The organism is Streptomyces sp. NPDC007088, from assembly GCF_042869355.1.
Classification (GTDB): Bacteria; Actinomycetota; Actinomycetes; order Streptomycetales; family Streptomycetaceae; genus Streptomyces.
This window is the reverse complement of sequence record NZ_JBIAFO010000009.1, coordinates 113,788-130,452: the sequence shown is the minus strand read 5'-3', so window position 1 is coordinate 130,452 and position 16,665 is coordinate 113,788. Positions and strand designations below refer to the sequence as shown.

General features: G+C 73.5%; 13 protein-coding genes. 10 read left to right on the top strand and 3 right to left on the bottom strand.

What is annotated here, in order from left to right; translation table 11 throughout:
- Positions 1–51: 51 nt before the first annotated feature.
- The 6 genes from ACFYMP_RS16505 (at position 52) to ACFYMP_RS16480 (ending at position 7,103) form a co-directional block, all read left to right on the top strand.
- A complete protein-coding gene (locus ACFYMP_RS16505) occupies positions 52–780 on the top strand; it encodes a response regulator (RefSeq protein WP_388857526.1) in 729 nt (242 codons plus the stop codon).
- A 75-nt stretch (positions 781–855) separates the two neighbouring features.
- Positions 856–1,842 carry an MDR family oxidoreductase gene (locus ACFYMP_RS16500; protein WP_388857078.1) on the top strand — a complete coding sequence of 329 codons (987 nt, stop codon included), beginning with the start codon at positions 856–858 and terminating at the stop codon, positions 1,840–1,842.
- Between the two features lie 166 nt (positions 1,843–2,008).
- On the top strand, positions 2,009–3,919 hold the full coding sequence (locus ACFYMP_RS16495) for an NAD-binding protein (RefSeq protein WP_388857523.1): 1,911 nt from the start codon (positions 2,009–2,011) through the stop codon (positions 3,917–3,919).
- A 130-nt stretch (positions 3,920–4,049) separates the two neighbouring features.
- On the top strand, positions 4,050–4,556 hold the full coding sequence (locus ACFYMP_RS16490; protein ID WP_388857075.1) for a MarR family winged helix-turn-helix transcriptional regulator: 507 nt from the start codon (positions 4,050–4,052) through the stop codon (positions 4,554–4,556).
- A gap of 63 nt (positions 4,557–4,619) precedes the next feature.
- Complete coding sequence (locus ACFYMP_RS16485) at positions 4,620–5,891, top strand: MFS transporter (protein ID WP_388857072.1); 1,272 nt, start codon at positions 4,620–4,622, stop codon at positions 5,889–5,891.
- 351 nt (positions 5,892–6,242) lie between these two features.
- Complete coding sequence (locus tag ACFYMP_RS16480; protein WP_388857069.1) at positions 6,243–7,103, top strand: SigB/SigF/SigG family RNA polymerase sigma factor; 861 nt, start codon at positions 6,243–6,245, stop codon at positions 7,101–7,103.
- 311 nt (positions 7,104–7,414) lie between these two features.
- On the opposite strand, the gene ACFYMP_RS16475 is transcribed toward ACFYMP_RS16480, so the two are convergent.
- A complete protein-coding gene (locus ACFYMP_RS16475; protein ID WP_388857066.1) occupies positions 7,415–8,251 on the bottom strand; it encodes a DUF1206 domain-containing protein in 837 nt (278 codons plus the stop codon).
- A gap of 222 nt (positions 8,252–8,473) precedes the next feature.
- On the opposite strand from ACFYMP_RS16475, the gene ACFYMP_RS16470 reads away from it, so the two are divergent.
- Positions 8,474–8,650: a hypothetical protein gene (locus tag ACFYMP_RS16470; protein ID WP_388857063.1), complete on the top strand. Its 177-nt coding sequence runs from the start codon at positions 8,474–8,476 to the stop codon at positions 8,648–8,650.
- Between the two features lie 97 nt (positions 8,651–8,747).
- Here ACFYMP_RS16470 and ACFYMP_RS16465 read toward each other — a convergent pair whose 3' ends face one another.
- Positions 8,748–9,857: a hypothetical protein gene (locus ACFYMP_RS16465; RefSeq protein WP_388857060.1), complete on the bottom strand. Its 1,110-nt coding sequence runs from the start codon at positions 9,855–9,857 to the stop codon at positions 8,748–8,750.
- A 165-nt stretch (positions 9,858–10,022) separates the two neighbouring features.
- Here ACFYMP_RS16465 and ACFYMP_RS16460 point away from each other — a divergent pair, with 165 nt between their 5' ends.
- Complete coding sequence (locus tag ACFYMP_RS16460) at positions 10,023–10,637, top strand: DUF1707 domain-containing protein (protein ID WP_388857057.1); 615 nt, start codon at positions 10,023–10,025, stop codon at positions 10,635–10,637.
- Between the two features lie 32 nt (positions 10,638–10,669).
- Here the strand turns inward: ACFYMP_RS16460 and ACFYMP_RS16455 are convergent, their stop codons facing one another.
- Positions 10,670–12,214 (bottom strand): SDR family oxidoreductase, encoded by a 1,545-nt coding sequence (locus ACFYMP_RS16455; protein ID WP_388857055.1) that lies wholly within the window; start codon positions 12,212–12,214, stop codon positions 10,670–10,672.
- Between the two features lie 216 nt (positions 12,215–12,430).
- Between ACFYMP_RS16455 and ACFYMP_RS16450 the strand changes: the two genes are divergently transcribed.
- Together ACFYMP_RS16450 and ACFYMP_RS16445 are read left to right on the top strand one after the other, a co-directional pair.
- Positions 12,431–13,417 carry an NAD-dependent epimerase/dehydratase family protein gene (locus ACFYMP_RS16450; RefSeq protein WP_388857052.1) on the top strand — a complete coding sequence of 329 codons (987 nt, stop codon included), beginning with the start codon at positions 12,431–12,433 and terminating at the stop codon, positions 13,415–13,417.
- Positions 13,418–13,626: 209 nt separating this feature from the next.
- Entirely contained in the window at positions 13,627–16,569 is a 2,943-nt protein-coding gene (locus tag ACFYMP_RS16445) for a phosphatase PAP2 family protein (RefSeq protein ID WP_388857050.1), read from the top strand.
- Positions 16,570–16,665 lie beyond the last annotated feature (96 nt).

Genomic DNA, 16,665 nt, shown 5'->3' with positions numbered 1-16,665 from the left:
CCCGCACCGAACCTGGCCCCTGCCGCCCCGCACGGAGAACGTGACCCTGCCATGACCACAGCCCCCGCCACGAACACGGCGCCCCCGGCCCACGCGACGCACACCACGAACGGGGCCCGCCCGGCCCCCGCGGCCACCCGCGTCCTGCTCGCCGACGACCATGCCCTGGTGCGGCGCGGGCTGCGGCTGATCCTCGACGCGGAACCCGACCTGACGGTGGTCGCCGAGGCCGGGGACGGAGCGGACGCCGTGGAACAGGCCCGCCTGCACCGGCCCGACCTGGCCGTCCTCGACATCGCCATGCCCCGGATGACCGGCCTCCAGGCCGCCCGGGAGCTGTCCCGGACGATGCCGGGCCTGCGCATGCTCGTCCTGACCATGCACGACAACGAGCAGTTCCTCTTCGAGGCGCTGAAGGCCGGGGCCGGCGGCTACGTGCTCAAGTCGCTCGCCGACCGGGACCTGCTCGCCGCGTGCCGGTCCGCGATGCGCGACGAACCCTTCCTCTACCCCGGTGCGACCGGCGCCCTCGTCCGGCACTACCTGGAGCGGGTCCGGCGGGGCGAGGACCCCTCCGCCGACCGGACGATCACCCATCGTGAGGAGGAGATCCTCAAACTCGTCGCCGAGGGACACTCCTCGAAGGACATCGCCTCGCTCCTGGTGATCAGCGTGAAGACCGTCGAACGGCACCGCGCCAACCTGCTGCACAAACTCGGCCTCAAGGACCGCCTGGAGCTGACGCGTTACGCGATCCGCGCGGGACTTGTCGAGCCCTGACCGTGACGGGCGGGAGGGGAGGGGCACACTGACGGAGGACAGTCCGCCCCCGCAGCGCCGAGGAGAACCCGTCACATGCCGTTTCGCGCCATCCGTGTCACCAAGGACGACCAGGGACAGCACGCCGCGCTGGAGACCCTGGACGAGGACCAGTTGCCGGAGGGTGACGTCACCGTCCGCGTCGAGTACTCGACCGTCAACTACAAGGACGGTCTCGCCGTGTCCGGGCGCGGCATCGTCCGCGTCTTCCCGCTCACCCCGGGCATCGACCTGGCCGGAACCGTCGAGTCCTCCGAGCACCCCGGTTTCGCCCCCGGCGACCGCGTCGTGCTCAACGGTTTCGGCACGGGCGAGAAGACGGACGGCGGCCTCGCGCAGAAGGCCCGGGTGCGCGGGGAGCACCTCGTACGGCTGCCCGGCGCTCTCACCACCCGGCAGGCCGCCGCGATCGGCACCGCCGGGTACACCGCGATGCTCAGCGTCCTCGCCCTGGAGGACGCCGGGGTGACCAAGGACAGCGGTGAGGTCCTGGTGACCGGGGCGGCCGGCGGCGTCGGCTCGGTGGCGATCGCCCTGCTCGCGCGGCGCGGCCACCACGTCCTGGCCGCCACCGGACGCCGTGCGGAGGAGGGCGACTACCTGCGCGGCCTCGGCGCGGCCGGGATCGTCGACCGCGAGGAACTGTCCGGCCCGGGAAAGCCGCTGGCCACGGAGCGCTGGTCGGCCGCCGTCGACACCGTCGGCAGCCACACCCTGGCCAACGTGCTGTCGGCGACGCGCTACGGCGGCACCGTCACGACCTGCGGAATGGCTCAGGGCCTCGACCTGCCCGCCTCGGTCGCCCCGTTCATCCTGCGCGGTGTCAGCCTGCTGGGCATCGACTCGGTCTACGCCCCGATGGAACGCCGGGTGCGCGCCTACGAGCGGCTCGCCGAGGAACTCGACCCGGCCCTGCTGGAAGGCATGATCACCGTGATCGGCCTCGACGAGGTCCCCGACACCGCCCGCCGCATCCTTGAGGGCCGCGTCAGGGGCCGTACCGTCGTCGACGTCAACGCCTGAACGAGGGGAGGGGATCGGGCGCGCCGCCCCGACTGCCGCCGCGGGCAAGGGAACGGACGGGCAGTCAGCCGGTACCGGACGGATGCGTCCGAGCACCCCCATGAGGCAGGGTGGTGGCGTGCCCGCTCTCCCGACCCAGACCGCGCCCCCGACCCGTGAGCACCACATGGTGGTCGCGGGCGACGACGCGCTCGCGCCCCGGATCGCCGCCGAACTCGCCGACGTCTACCGCGAGCGGGTCACCCTCATCGAGCCTCCGGCGCCCGGCGGCCTCGCCACCGGTGCCGCGTTCTCCGGCCGCGCGCTGGGCCGTGCCTCGGCCCTCCTGGACCGCATGACCTCCGCGATGAGCCGCACCCCCGTGCCGCAGCAGCCCGACGGGGCCGCGCCCACCGGGGACATCGCCGTCGTCGAGGCCGCCCACCTGGACGACGAGGCGCTCACCGAGGCCGGAGTGGACCGGGCCCAGGCGCTCGCACTCGTCCACGACGACGACGAGGCCAATATCCACGCGGCCCTGCGCGCCCGCCGGCTCAACCCGCGACTGCGCCTGGTCATCCGGCTCTACAACCGGCGACTGGGCCAGCAACTGGAAGAACTCCTCGACCAGGCCGCCGTTCTCGCCGGTCTCGACGCGGGCGTCTCCAGCGTCACCGTGCTCTCCGACGCGGCCACCGCCGCCCCCGCGCTCGCCGCCTCCGCCGTCGCCGGGACGAGCAAGGTCATCCAGGCGGACGGCATCCTGCTGCGCGCCGCGGAGCGCCGTCCGGCCGGGGGAGGGGACGTCGCCGCCCCCGGACTGGCCACCCTCGCCCTGCTGTCCGCGACCATCGGCGACCCGGGCGGCGCCGAGGGCTCCGACAGCAGCACCGACGGGCCGCGGCTGCTGCCCGACGACGCCGAGGTCGCCGCCGCGACCGGGCGCGAGACGGTCGTACTGGAGCAGATCGGCCGCCCCGGGACCCCGCGCTCCGGACCGCTCGCCGGCTGGCGGGTACCACTGGGCTCCTTGTTCTCCGCACGACTGCGCTGGTCCGTCGCCGGGCTCGCCGCCGCCGTCGTCGCCCTCACCGCCACCGCGAAGTTCCTCACCGGGGACCACCCCCTGCACGCCGCGTACATGACCCTGCTCGACCTGTTCGCGATCAACGAGCCCGCCCTGGAGGACGGCCGGGGCCGGCAGGTGCTCCAACTGCTGAACGGACTGGTCGGGCTGCTCCTGCTGCCCGTGCTCGTCGCCGCCGCCCTCGAAGGGCTCGGCACCTTCCGCACCGCCTCGACGCTGCGCCGCCCGCCGCGGGGCCTGGCCGGGCACGTCGTACTGCTCGGCCTCGGCAAGGTCGGCTCACGGGTCCTGGCCCGGCTGCACGAGATGAACGTCCCCGTCGTGTGCGTCGAGGAGGATCCCGAGGCGCGCGGCATCCCCCTGGCCCGCCGGCTGCGCGTGCCCTGCGTCATCGGCGACGTCGCCGACGAGGGGGTCCTCGAAGCCGCCAAGATCGGCCGGGCCGCCGCCCTGCTCGCCGTGACCAGCGTCGACACGACGAACCTGGAGGCCGCGCTCTACGCCCGTTCGCTCAATCCGCGACTACGGGTGTCGCTGCGCCTGTTCGACGACGACTTCGCGACCGCCGTCTACCGCACCCTGCGCGCCGCCCATCCCGGCGCCCTGACCCGAAGCCGCAGCGTCTCCTCGCTCGCCGCGCCCGCCTTCGCGGGGGCCATGATGGGGCGGCAGATCCTCGGGGCGATCCCGGTCGAGCGGCGGGTCCTGCTGTTCGCGGCGCTGGAAGTCGCGGGACGGCCCGAACTTCAGGGCCGCACCGTCGCCGAAGCCTTCCGGCCGGGTGCCTGGCGGGTGATCGCGCTCGACACCGCGCGGCCCGGCGACCGCCGCCCCGACCTGAGCGAACGGCCCGCCGAGGAGGGCGGCGGCCTCGTCTGGGACCTGCACCCCGGCTACGTCCTGCGCCCCGAGGACCGCGTCGTCCTCGCGGCGACCCGGCACGGACTCGGCCGGCTGCTCGGCCGGCGGGAACGCCCCGGCCGGGAGGCGGCGGCTGACCCGGGTCACTGACCGCCCTTGGGTACCCGTCGCCCCGGGCGCGGGGCCACGGGCCAGAAAATTCCGCGTGGTGATGTGAAGTACGTCACTTCGTGCATCACCCATGGACATGCCTATATAGGTGCGTGATACACACTTTCCCATGGGTGCGAACCACCACAACCAGAGCGACGTCGCGGCACTCCTCGAAGGGCTGACCGCCCTGGCCGTACGCCATCTGACGGTGCGCGACATCAGTTTCACGGCGGCCCTCACCCTCGGCAGACTCGCCCGGGGCGGGCCCACCCGGCTCACTGTCCTCGCGGCGGAGGAGGGCGTCTCCCAGCCCTCCATGACCCAGCTCGTCCAGCGGCTGGAGAAACAGGGACTGGTCAGCCGGGTCCGCTGTCCCGAGGACGGCCGGGCGGTCCTCGTCTCGGTCACCGACGCCGGGCGGGCCAGGGTCGAGGAGCGCCGGGGCGTCCGCCTCGCACGTCTCCGCGGTCTGCTCGCCACCCTGCCGGACGAGGAGCGCGACACCTTGTTCTCGGCCGCGCGGATGGCGATGCCCGCCCTGGAGCGCCTGCTGGAGACAGCGGTCAGGACCCAGTGGCCCGCCGCCGAACCCCTGCCGGACGCGGAGGCCTCCCCGGGCCGAGCGAGCGGCTGAACCCTTGCACCGCCCGCCCCGCGGGCCCCGGCACCGGGGCGGGCTTTCCCCCTGGAGCAGCAGTTGTCCTCCCATCCGAGCACAGTCAGCCCCTTCAGGCAGCCGAAGGCCGTCTGGGCCGTGGCCTTCGCCTGCGTCATCTCCTTCATGGGGATCGGTCTCGTGGACCCGATCCTCCCCGCCCTCTCCACGAGTCTGCACGCCACCCCGAGCCAGGTCTCGCTGCTGTTCACCAGCTACCTCGTGGTGACCGCCGTCGCGATGCTCTTCACCGGATTCGTCTCCAGCCGGATCGGGGCGAAGAGGACCCTCGTGGCGGGCCTCGGCGTCATCGTCGTCTTCAGCGCCCTCGCGGGTGCCAGCGGGAGCATCGGCGGGATCGTCGGCTTCCGGGCCGGCTGGGGCCTGGGCAATGCCCTGTTCATCGCGACCTCCCTCGCCGTCATCGTCGGCTCGGCCAGTGGCGGCTTCGCGGGCGCCATCATCCTGTACGAGACCGCCCTCGGCATCGGCATCGCGATAGGCCCGCTGCTCGGCGGGGAACTCGGCGCGATCAGCTGGCGCGGCCCGTTCTTCGGCGTGGCCGTCCTCATGGCCATCGCACTCGTCGCGACGATCGTGCTCGTCCAGCCCACCCCCGAACCGGAACGCCGCGCCTCCGTCCTCGACCCGGTCAAGGCCCTGCGCCACCGCGGCCTGCTCACCATGGGCCTCATGGCGCTCTGCTACAACTGGGGCTTCTTCACCGTCCTCGGCTACGCGCCGTACCCGATGGAGCTGGACACCCACCAGCTCGGCTACGTCTTCACCGGCTGGGGCGTCCTCGTCGCCTTCTTCTCGGTCTTCGGCGCCCCCTGGCTCCAGTCCAGGCTGGGCATCGCCAGGGCGCTGTACCTCAACCTCGCCCTGTTCGCCGCCGACATCCTGGTCATCGGGCTGTTCACCGACGACCGGACGACGCTGATCGTCGCCGTGATCGTCACGGGCTGCTTCATCGGCGTCAACAACACCATCACGACCCAGGCGGTCATGACGGTCGCCCCCGTCGAGCGGTCGACGGCCTCGGCGGCCTACGGCTTCATCCGCTTCATCGGCGGCGGACTCGCCCCCTACGTCGCGGGGAAGCTGGCCGAGCACTACGACCTGCACGTGCCCTTCTACGCCGGGGCGGCGGCCGTCGTCGTCGGCATCGCCGTCCTCGCGACCGGGCACTCCCTGCTCGCCGAGGCCGAACGCCACCAGGCCGCCGACGCCGCCCGGCACTCCGCCGCCGAGAACAGGAACGAGGAACTGGAGCGGCAGGCCGAGGCCGAGGACCTGGGTTCGGCCACCTGACCGTTCCGCCACCTGACTGTTCCGCCACCTGACCGTTCCGTGCGAGCGGAAGAACCCGCGACCCGCCCGGTCCGGGGACGCCCGGAGGACGTCCCCGGACCCCTTTTATGCCCTTATGTCATGTGATATCCGTACGCGAGTACGCCGACGGCCGTGGCCGGAACTCACCCCCACCGCGGACGCCTTGAGCCGCACCGGGTAGACAGGAGTCGGCAGCCCGTCCTGCCGCGCCCCCTTTACGGGGGGCGAGAGAACTGGTCGAGAAGTGCCACGTATACGTGGCGCGGACCGGGGTAGACGGGCCGCAGCGCGCCGCGCGGTGCGGCGTACATGAAAACTCTGGAGGTTCCTATGGGTGCGGTCAGGACCGTCGCGGCCGAAGAGGCACGGACCGAAGCTGCTCCTCTCCTCCCCGAGATCGACGAGCCCCACAAGGTCGCCCCGCGTGACGCGCGGGCCCTGACGAAGCTCTTCTTCGACCGGCTCGACGGTCTTGAGGAGGGGACGCGTGAATACCAGGACGCCCGTAACACCCTGATCGAGATGAACATGTCGCTGGTCCGCTTCGCGGCTCGCCGCTTCCGCAGCCGCGGCGACGACATGGAAGACGTCGTGCAGGTCGGCACGATCGGCCTGATCAAGGCGATCGACCGGTTCGAGCTCTCGCGCGAGGTCGAGTTCACCACCTTCGCCGTCCCCTACATCGTCGGCGAGATCAAGCGTTTCTTCCGCGACACGACGTGGGCCGTGCACGTGCCCCGCCGGCTCCAGGAGGCCCGCGTCGAGCTCGCCAAGGCCAATGAGGAGCTGAGCACCCGGCTGGGCCGCGCGCCGAAGGTCGCCGAGCTGGCCGCGCTCATGAACCTCAGTGAGCAGCAGGTCGTCGAGGCCCAGCTCGCCTCCAACGGCTACTCCTCCTCCTCGCTGGACGCGGCGATCAGCGGTGAGGACAGCGGGGACGGCGAGGCGGTTCTCTCCGACTTCATCGGCGCCGAGGACCCCGGCATGGAACTCGTCGAGGACCTGCACGCGCTCGCCCCGCTGGTCGCCGGCCTGGAGCCGCGCGACCGGCAGATCCTGGAGCTGCGTTTCGGCCAGGAGCTGACCCAGGCGCAGATCGGCGAGCAGCTCGGCGTCTCCCAGATGCACGTCTCCCGGCTGCTCAACCGCACGCTCGGCAACCTGCGCGCCGGTCTCCTGTCCCAGGACTGACCGGCCCGCACGCTGTGGCGGTATCCCACAGGGCAGCGGCTGCCCCCGTTCTCCCGGCTCACCTCACCGGCCGGAGGCGCGGGGGCAGTCGCTTGTCCGCGGGTCCCCGAACCGGTGCGTCCGCCCGCCGCACAAGAGGGCAGGCCCACTGCCCTCGGACCCTTCGGGCCACGGCTCGCGTGCGTCGTCTTCATACGCTTTCCCGTCTTCGCGGTACGTCCGTGGGCGGCCCCCGGTTCGAGATGCCCGTGCCGGCGCCGCCCACCACGTCGTCCCCCGCTCCTGGTACGGCGAGGACTCCGCCCGCTCGCTCAGGTGCGGCGCCAGCGGGCGCTCGCGAAGGAGAACAGGCCGAAGGCCATGAGCCCCAGGGCGACGAGGACGAGCAGCCACGGGCCGACCGGCGTCTGGGTGAAGGAACGCAGCGTGTCGTCCATCCCCTTGGCCTTGCCCGGCTCGTACTGCCAGGCCGCGACCACCGCGAAGATCCCGGCCGTCGCGAACAGCACCCCGCGCGCGCCGCCGCCGAACACACCGAGCACGTCGACCGCCTGCCGCGTGCGCGGCGACATCTCCCCGGTCTTCAGGTGCTTGCGGAACTTGCGCATCACCGCCCGCACCAGAATCCAGACACCCGCGACGGCCACCCCGATCCCGGCGGCGCCGACCAGCCAGCGGCCGCCGGTCCACTCCAGGGCGCGGGCCGTGATGTCCTTCGAACTCTTGTCGGAGGAACCGCTGTTCTTGCCGCCCGCCGCGAAGGACAGCACCGAGTAGGACACGAAGCCGTAGAACACCGCGCGCCCGGCCGACATCAGGCGTTTGTGGGCCTTGCCGCCGTCGGGGCCGGAGGAGCCGAACGCGGCCTCCGACAGCCGCCACAGGGCCATCCCGGCCACCGCGACACCCAGGACCCAGAGCAGGACGGAACCGAAGGGCTTCTCCGCTATCTCGGCCAGCGCCCCGGAGCGGTCGGCCTGCTTGCCGTCGCTCTGGTGGAAGGCGATACGCAGGGCGAGTACGCCGATGAGTACGTAGATCACGCCGCGGGCCACGAATCCGGCGCGCGCCGCGGCGTCCACCGTGGAACTGTTCGCGGCGCGCCGGGCCTTGGCCCGCCCGCGCCAGGTCATCGAGTCGGGAATCATGGAGCCCTGATGCCCCGGGCGGTACCCGGGAAACGGTCTCGCGCCCCGGGCGAACACGGTGTGTGCAGGCGCGGTTCCGGGGCAGACGGGCCCCGACCCGCCGGACGAACCCCGCCCTCGCCCTGAGGCCGCATGGTCCGCCGAGGCGGTACGGGGAGCGGCCGTTTGGCCGGTCCCCCCCCACCGAGCGGCTTCGCGCCGCCAGAACTCAGGGAGCCCGACATGCTCGCCTACGTGGCCGCCGTCCTGTTCTTCGTGGCCTTCCTGCTCAACGCGACCTCCACCAGCACCGACGCGGTGTTCGCGCCGACCAGCCTGGCCCTCGTGGGTCTCGCCGTGCTCGCCGCGCACCTCGGCGGCGCGGGCGCCGCCCTCGGCTCCCGCAGGCGCCACCGCTGACCCGGCACGGGCCAGGACACGACGCGGGGCGGTTTCCCACGGCACTGTGCCGTGGGAAACCGCCCCGCCGTCGCGAGTGAACCGCTCGCTCCGCCGTTCAGTACCTGAGGACGGCCGCGATCCTGCCGTGGCCGGCCAGCGCGTCGTCCGGGACGAAGACGACCTCCGCCCCCGTGCCGAGCGCCGACTCGACGAGCGTGTCGACGACGTCGTCCTCCACGTCCGGGTCGTCCGGGGTGGACGAGGGCACCAGATGGGTGGTCTCCGGGACCGCGGCGACCTGGAAGCCGTCCTCCACCAGGAGGAGCTGTACGCGGCCCTCCTGCACGTTCTGCCAGATCTCGTCGGTGCCGGCCGCGAACCGCCGCGCGCCGATGGCCTCGCCCAGCCGCTCCAGCGCCGCGCGCTGCTGACCGGCGGTGTACTCGGCCCGCGCCGGGCCCAGGATCTCCAGCAGCGCGTGCGCGTTCGCCTTGTCCGCGCCGCCCCGCTCGACCCGCGCCCCGATCCGCTCCGCGTTGCGCGAGCGCTCCGCGAAGGTGTTCAGGGCGTTCGCGAGGCCCACCAGATGGACCGGCCCCTTCCCCGTGCGCAGGGCCTCCATCAGCTTGTCGTCCACGTCACGCAGGTACTGGCGCAGGCGCTCCTCGCGGTACGGCGAGGGCTGGGTGCCGAAGTTCGCCCCGGGCAGGGCGTCCCGCTGGTCGGGCAGCTCCGGTTCGGCGGGGAAGCCGAATCCCGTCACCTCGCTGAGCGACTCGCCCGCGCCGTGCCACAGCCTGCAGCACTCCTCCGACAGCACGAGCGCCCAGTACGGCCGTTCGTGGAGCCAGGAGGAGACGAGATCGCGGGTGAGGTACGTGTCCGAGACGACGACCCGCTCCTGCGGGGTCGTGGGCAGCTGCCACACCTCGTAGTCCTGCGTGGAGACGAGCAGAAGGGTCCCCTCGGTGACCTGCGTCAGGTCGACCGAGGCCACCGCCGCGTCGATCCGCGCCTCGATGGTGTGGAGGGTCTCCTTGTCCACGGCCGGATCGTCCGCGAGCCGCCTCTTGGCCTCGCCCACGACATTGCGCAGCCGGATGCCGTCCTGGGCGTTGTCCGGCGCCGCCCGGTGCGTGGGCAGCAGAAGGGACACCGCCGGATACGGGCGCGGGGCGCGCAGCGCGGCCAGGATGTCCGGGTTCAGCTCGAAGGTGTCTCGCACAAGGGTCTCCCAAACGGTCGGTCCTTGTGTTCGAGCCTCGCACCACCAGGCTCCGCACGCAGCCCGAAAGGGGCCGCCCGGTGCCCCGCCCCCCCCGGCGACGGCCCGGACGGGGGCGGCGACCGGCTCTGGTGCCCGGTCCCGTGTGCTCCCTATGATCGCCGCATGACTGCTGCGGTCCCCGAACCACCCGGCCAACCGGAACTGCGCGCCTCCCACGCCGACCGGGACGCGGTGGTCGACCTGCTGCGCGAGGCGGCCGGCGAGGGCCGGCTGGAGCTGGACGAACTGGAGGAGCGGGTCGAACGGGCGCTCCGGGCGCGCACCTACGGGGAACTGGCCCCGCTCACCGCCGACCTGCCCGGCCGTCACGCGCCGGGCCCGCTGGCCGCGTCGTCCGGCGAGCCGCTGGTGCTGCGCGGCGGTATGCACGGGCAGGAGCGCGCGGGGGACTGGACGGTGCCCGCGCGCATCGTCGCGCGCGGCGGACTGGGCGGCGTGCGGCTCGACTTCACCCGGACCCGGTGCACGCCGCCGGAGATCACCATCGAGGTGCACGGGGAGATGGCGGGAGTGGTGATCGTCGTCCCCGAGACGTGGGCGGTCGACGCGGCCGGCGTCGATCCGGGCATGGGCGGCCTCAAGGACCGCACCACCCCCGGCCGGCGGCCCGGCACCCCGCTGGTCCGCCTGGTCGGCAGCGGCGGCATGGCGGGCGTCCGCGTACGGCACCCCAACCTCGTCGAGCGTCGCCGCCTCCAGAAGAACCCGCCCGCCTGAGCCCCGCGCCGCCACAAGCGCCGCGGGCGGGCTCAGGCACCCGCGCGTTTGAACCCGGACGGCGCCGCCCGGCGGCCCGGTGAGGGCTTTCCCGACACCGGCTGACCGCGTTCCGCGCGCTCCGCGGCACGGGCGATGTTGCGGGCCATGCCGCCGAAGATCACGGCGTGGAAGGGCGAGACGCTCCACCAGTACGCGTGCCCCAGCAGCCCGCGCGGGTGGAAGAGCGCCCGCTGCCGGTACACCGTGCGACCCCGCGCGTCGCGGTCCACCACCAGCTCCAGCCAGCCCGGACCCGGCATCCGCATCTCGGCGCGCAACCGCAGCAACCGTCCCGGCTCGATCTCCTCGACGCGCCAGAAGTCCAGGGAGTCGCCGACCCGCAGCCGCTGCGCGTCCCGCCGCCCCCGGCGCAGGCCGACCCCGCCCACCAGCCGGTCCAGCCAGCCGCGTACCGCCCAGGCCAGCGGGAACGAGTACCAGCCGTGCTCGCCGCCGATGCCCTCGATGACCCACCACAGCGCCTCGGCGGAGGCGTTCACCGGCCGCTGCCGTTTGTCGGTGTACAGGCTGCCACCCGCCCATGTGGGGTCGGTGGGCAGCGGGTCGCTCGGAGCGCCCGGTACCGAGGCCGAGGACCACCGGGTCGTCACCTCGGCCTGCCGGACGCGGAGCAGGGCCAGGCGGAGCGCCTCGTCGAAGGGGAGCGGGGAGCCGGGCGGGTCCGGGACGTAGCGGGCGATGTCGTGCTCGGCGCACACCACCTCGTAGCGCAGGGACTCGGCGAGCGGCCGGGCGATCCCGCGCGGCACCGGGGTGACCAGCCCGATCCAGTGGCTGGACAGCCCGGGGGTGAGCATCGGCACGGACAGGATGAGCCGCTTGGGCAGCTTCCCGACCGCCGCGTAGCGCTGCATCATGTCGCGGTACGTCATGACGTCGGGGCCGCCGATGTCGAAGTCCCGGTCCACGTCGGCGGGCAGTTCGGCCGCGCCCACGAGGTAGCGCAGGGCGTCCCGGACCGCGATCGGCTGGATGCGGGTGCGGACCCAGCTCGGCGTCAGCATCACGGGCAGCCGCTCCGTCAGGTAACGCAGCATCTCGAAGGAGGCGGAGCCCGAGCCGATGACCACCGCGGCCCGCAGCACGGCCGTGGGCACGGCGGACGCCCGCAGGATGCGGCCCACCTCGGCGCGCGAACGCAGATGCGGCGAGAGTTCGGACTCGGGGACCCCGGCGGGGGTGAGCCCGCCCAGGTACACGATGCGGCGGACCCGGGCCTCCTCGGCGGCGGACGCGAAGACGCGGGCGGCCTCGCGGTCGGTGTCCTCGAAGCTCTTGCCGGAGCCGAGGGCGTGCACGAGGTAGTAGGCACACTCCACACCGTCCATGGCGGCCCGCACCGAGTCCGCTTTCGTGACGTCGCCCCGGACGACCTCGACCCGGTCGGCCCACGGGTGGTCGCGCAGTTTCTCCGGGCTGCGCACGAGGCAGCGCACGGTGTGCCCCGCGTCGAGCAGTTCGGGCACCAGCCGGCCCCCGATGTATCCCGTCGCTCCGGTCACCAGACAGCGCACAACAGCCTCCTCGGCATGGCCTGAGTCCACCGTGCCCCAGGTCCCCGGCCCGCGCACGGGGAAACCTCGCGACACACCGGTGAGTGCCCATGGCGAGTGTTATGGTGTCTAACAGAAGTGAAGAGACTTCACGTCCGCGGCGTGCTCGCGCTGACGGACGGACACGCCGCCCGGCTGCCCGCAGGGGCCCTGGGCGCCGGCCGACAGGGGAGAGACATGACCACGCACACCACGCACGCGGTGCTCGGCGCCGGACCGGCGGGTACCGCGCTCGCCGCCGAACTCGTGCGCCGGGGACACCCGGTGCGCCTCGTGGACCGCCGGGGCGCCGGTCCCCGCGAGGAGGGGATCGAACGCTTCGCGGCCGACGTCTCCACCCCGGAGGGCGCACGAGCGGCGGTGGCCGGTGCCGCCGTCGTCCACCACGCCGTCAACGTCGCCTATCACCTCCAGGTCGAGGTCATGCCGAAGGTCCAGGAAGCGGTGCTGGGCGCGGTCGAGGAGAGCGGAGCCCGCCTCGTCGTCCTCGACACGCTCTACCCGTACGGCGAGACCGGCGGCGCCGTGATGACGGAGCGGACCCCGTGGCGGGCCACGAGCCGCAAGGGCATGATGCGGGCCGCCCTCGACGAGCGGTACCTCGCCGCGCACCGCGAGGGCCGGGCCCGCGTCGTCCTCGGCCGCTCCGCCGACTTCTTCGGGCCGGGGGTGCTCAACTCCTCGCTGGGCGCGGGGACCTTCCCGGCCGCGCTCACCGGCGGGGAGGTCCTCGGCCTGGGGGACCTCGGACTGCCGCACAGCTACACGTACATCGGCGATGTCGCCGCCGCGCTGGCCACTCTCGGGGAGCGGGCCGAGGGGGACGGGCGGGTGTGGCACCTGCCGACCGCGCCGGCCCGCTCCACCCTGGAGATCCACGAGCTGATCGCCCGGCGGACCGGCGCGCCCCTCAAGGTGACCGTCGCCGCCGAGCCCCGTCCGCTGGGCCCCTTCGACGAGGTGTTCATGGCGGAGTACGCCGAGATGTTCTACCAGCACACCGAACCGCAGATCCTCGACTCCGGCGCCTTCGAGCGGGCCTTCGCGACCCGGCCGACCCCCCTGGAGCGGGCGCTGGACGCGACGCTCGACTGGTACCGGGGCTTCCTCGCCGAGCAAGGGCAGGGGCAGGGGCAGGGGCAGGAGCAGGCGCGGCGGGGCTGAGCGGGCGGCCCGTGCGGCGGAACAGGACCGATGCGTCCTGGCGGCAGGGGCGGTGGGCCCGGCCGGAGGGCCCTGGGGGAAACACGCGGTGACGCGGGCATTGACTCCTGGGGTGCGCGCCCGGCACGCTCAAGCTGCTGACAACGTTGTCCGGGCGAGGCCCCGCGCCTCGCGTCGAGGCCGTGAGGCCAGGAGGTGGGTGCGTGCGCGTGTTAGGGAGACCCGGCCGTGGCCTCACGGCGGTCCTCGCGGCCCTGGCGCTGATCCCGCTCGGCGGGCAGCCCGTCGCGGCCGCGACCACCGGGCAGGTGAACGACGCTCCCCGGGCGGGAGGTTACTGGTCCGCCTCGTACGAGCCCGGCACTCCGAGACCCGCCGGGTTCCCGGCGGCGGGGGCGACCCGCAACCTCCGGGGCGAGACGCCGGAGCCCACCGCGCGGGTACTGCGGGCCGCCTCGGACCACGCGAACGCCACCAGCGTCGACGAGAACGTCAACGGCCTCTTCGACCAGGACAGTTCGACCAAGTGGTACGCGAGCGGCAGCGGCCGCCCGACGGAGTCCCGGCCGGTCCACGTGATCTACACCTTGCGCTCGGCGCGGGCGCTCTCGGGGTACTCCCTCACCTCCGCCGCCGACGCCGCCCCGCGTGACCCCGCCGCCTGGACCCTCCTGGGCAGCGACAGCGCGTCCGCCGCCCAGAACGCCGAGGACGGCTCGTGGACCGAACTCGGCCGCGAGAAGGACCAGCGGTTCGCCGGCCGCGGACGGAGCAACTTCTACGCTCTCGACACCTCGCGCGCCTACCGTTACTACCAGTTGAGGCTGACGGACACCTGCGCCGACCGGTGCGAGGGGGCTGAGAGCGACCGCGGCAAGCTCCAGCTCGCCGACTGGACCCTGCGCGGGCCCACCCGGGCCACCACCTCGCCGCTCGGCGTCTCGGTGGAGAACGCCGACTCCTCCGGGGCCGCGGACGGAACGTACGCGCTGCGCTACGCGGGCCGGGTCCAGAAGCCCGGTCCGGCGCGGTCCTCGGTGGTGCTGCGGTCCGGCCTCGACGTACCCCTCGGCAAGGGCACGACCCTGAGCTGGGCGCTGCGGCCGCAAGGCGCCTCCGCCTCCGCCCACGTCGGCGTCGACCTCGTCCACACCGACGCGGACGGGCACCACCCCCGCGTCCTCAGTTCCGTCCGAGCCGGGACGCGCACGGGAGCGGCGGCGGGCGGCGAGGGCTGGCGCACCTTCTCCCTCGGCCTCGGTGCCCTCGCCGGGAGGCGGGTCACCGAAGTCAGGCTGCGTTACGAGGACCCCGCCGCCGAGGCCGGTGGAGCCGTCACCGGCTGGATCGACGACATCAGACTCGGCGAGCCCCTCCTCGACGCGTCCGCGACCTGGGACTACCTCGACGCGCCCGGCGTCGACCCGGCCGGCGCGGACACCGACCGTACGGCCTGGACCCGGCCCGGTCGCGCGCCGCAGGCCAACGGGTGGAAGACGGCCGCCGGCCCCTTCGGGGTCAAGAACGAGGGCACGGACCTCGGCCCGGACTTCCCCGTGCGCACCCGGCTGAACCTGCGCAAGGACGGGGCCACGGGCGACACCGTCGAGGCGTACTTCTTCCGCACCGACTTCCGCCTCGACCGGGCCACGATCGAGGCGAGCGGCGGGCTCGTCGGGAGCGTCGTCCACGACGACACGGTGACGGTCTACCTGAACGGCCGCCGCCTCGCGGGCCGCGACGACGGGGCGATCACGAAGAACCTCCAGTACCAGACCCCGGAGGGCACCCCGGGGCAGGGCGACCCCCGGCGCACCGCCTTCGCCGTCCCCGCCTCCGCCCTGCGGTCCGGCGCCAACACGCTCGCCGTCGAGGTGCACCAGTGCGACCGCACCAGTTCGGACGCGTACTTCCGCCTCGACTCCCTGGCCCCGGCGCAGGGCTCACTGCCCTTCACCGAGGAGCAGCTCGGTACCGTCCACGACTCCGACCGGCTGCCCGCAGCTCCCGGCGGCGGCGACTACTTCACGTGGCTGCTGCGCTCGTTCACCGAGGCGCGCGCCACCCCGTCCCTCATGGGCGAGAACGAGGTGCTGCCCGAGGGCACCACCCGCGAGGAGCTGACCGCCCTCAACGACCGGACGGTCGCCGACCTCAACAACGCACCGGCCGACGCCACCGATCCCGAGGTGCACGAGGCCCTGACCGACGGCCGGGGCAGCCCCTACCGGACGATGGCCGACGGCTTGGGCACCCGGCTCGGCGCACTGTACGCACAGGCGCTGAAGAACGGTGAACTGCCGCGCACCGAAGCCCTGTTGTCGGGGCGCGTCGAACACACACCGGGCTCATCGGCGGACTGGTACCAGACCGCCAAGAACACCTACCAGTACAAACGTCCCTTCGTCCGCATGGGCTTCACGGACGCGGACGGCCTCATCAAGCCGTGGGACAGCCAAAGGGGCTACGAGGGCCTCGCGAAGGACGGCTCCTTCCCCAGCGGGCACACGAGCCACGGCTACGCGCAGGGCATCGTCCTGGCCACGCTGCTGCCCGAACTCGCCCCGCAGATCCTGGCCCGCGCCTCCGAGTACGGTGAGCACCGCATCCTGCTCGCCTTCCACTACCCGACCGACATCATGGGCGGCCGGATCGTCGGGGAGCGGACCGCGCAGGGCCGCTGGTCGGACCCGGGCTTCCGCACCCTGCTGGAACAGGCCCGGCACGAGCTGCGGGCCGTCCTCGCGCAGAAGTGCCGCGAGTCCGCGGCCGGTGACACCCTCGCGCGGTGCGTCGCGCAGGACCGCCCCTACCTGACCACGCGCGAGGCGGTGGACGTCTACACCCACCGGCTGACCTACGGTTTCCCCCGGATCGGTCCGCGGGACCTGCCCCCGGCCGTGCCCGCGGGTGCCGAGGACCTCCTGCGCACCGCCCAGCCGAAGCTGTCCGCCGGGCAGCGCCGTGCCGTCCTGGCCGCGACCCAGCTCCCGTCGGGGTACGCCCTCGACGAGGCCGGCGCCCCCGGCAGCTGGCAGCGGCTGAACCTCGCGGCGGCCATGGCCGCGAAGGTCGTCGCGCACCGGGACGGGACGCTCACCGTCGACGGCGTCCACGTCGACCGGGAGGGACAGCCGGTCGCGGGCGGATGAGCGGAAGGCGCGGACGGGTACGCCCGGTCGCGCGCGGTGCCCGACCGGGCGAACGACGCGCGGCCGGCACCGCGGGCCGGGACACGGCAGGACCAG

Bases quoted from the DNA above. Each gene is read 5' to 3' on its own strand.
- ACFYMP_RS16505 (WP_388857526.1), top strand. From the start codon at position 52: ATGACCACAGCCCCCGCCACGAACACGGCGCCCCCGGCCCACGCGACG.
- ACFYMP_RS16500 (WP_388857078.1), top strand. From the start codon at position 856: ATGCCGTTTCGCGCCATCCGTGTCACCAAGGACGACCAGGGACAGCAC.
- ACFYMP_RS16495 (WP_388857523.1), top strand. From the start codon at position 2,009: ATGGTGGTCGCGGGCGACGACGCGCTCGCGCCCCGGATCGCCGCCGAA.
- ACFYMP_RS16490 (WP_388857075.1), top strand. From the start codon at position 4,050: ATGGGTGCGAACCACCACAACCAGAGCGACGTCGCGGCACTCCTCGAA.
- ACFYMP_RS16480 (WP_388857069.1), top strand. From the start codon at position 6,243: ATGGGTGCGGTCAGGACCGTCGCGGCCGAAGAGGCACGGACCGAAGCT.
- ACFYMP_RS16475 (WP_388857066.1), bottom strand. From the start codon at position 8,251: ATGATTCCCGACTCGATGACCTGGCGCGGGCGGGCCAAGGCCCGGCGC.
- ACFYMP_RS16470 (WP_388857063.1), top strand. From the start codon at position 8,474: ATGCTCGCCTACGTGGCCGCCGTCCTGTTCTTCGTGGCCTTCCTGCTC.
- ACFYMP_RS16460 (WP_388857057.1), top strand. From the start codon at position 10,023: ATGACTGCTGCGGTCCCCGAACCACCCGGCCAACCGGAACTGCGCGCC.
- ACFYMP_RS16450 (WP_388857052.1), top strand. From the start codon at position 12,431: ATGACCACGCACACCACGCACGCGGTGCTCGGCGCCGGACCGGCGGGT.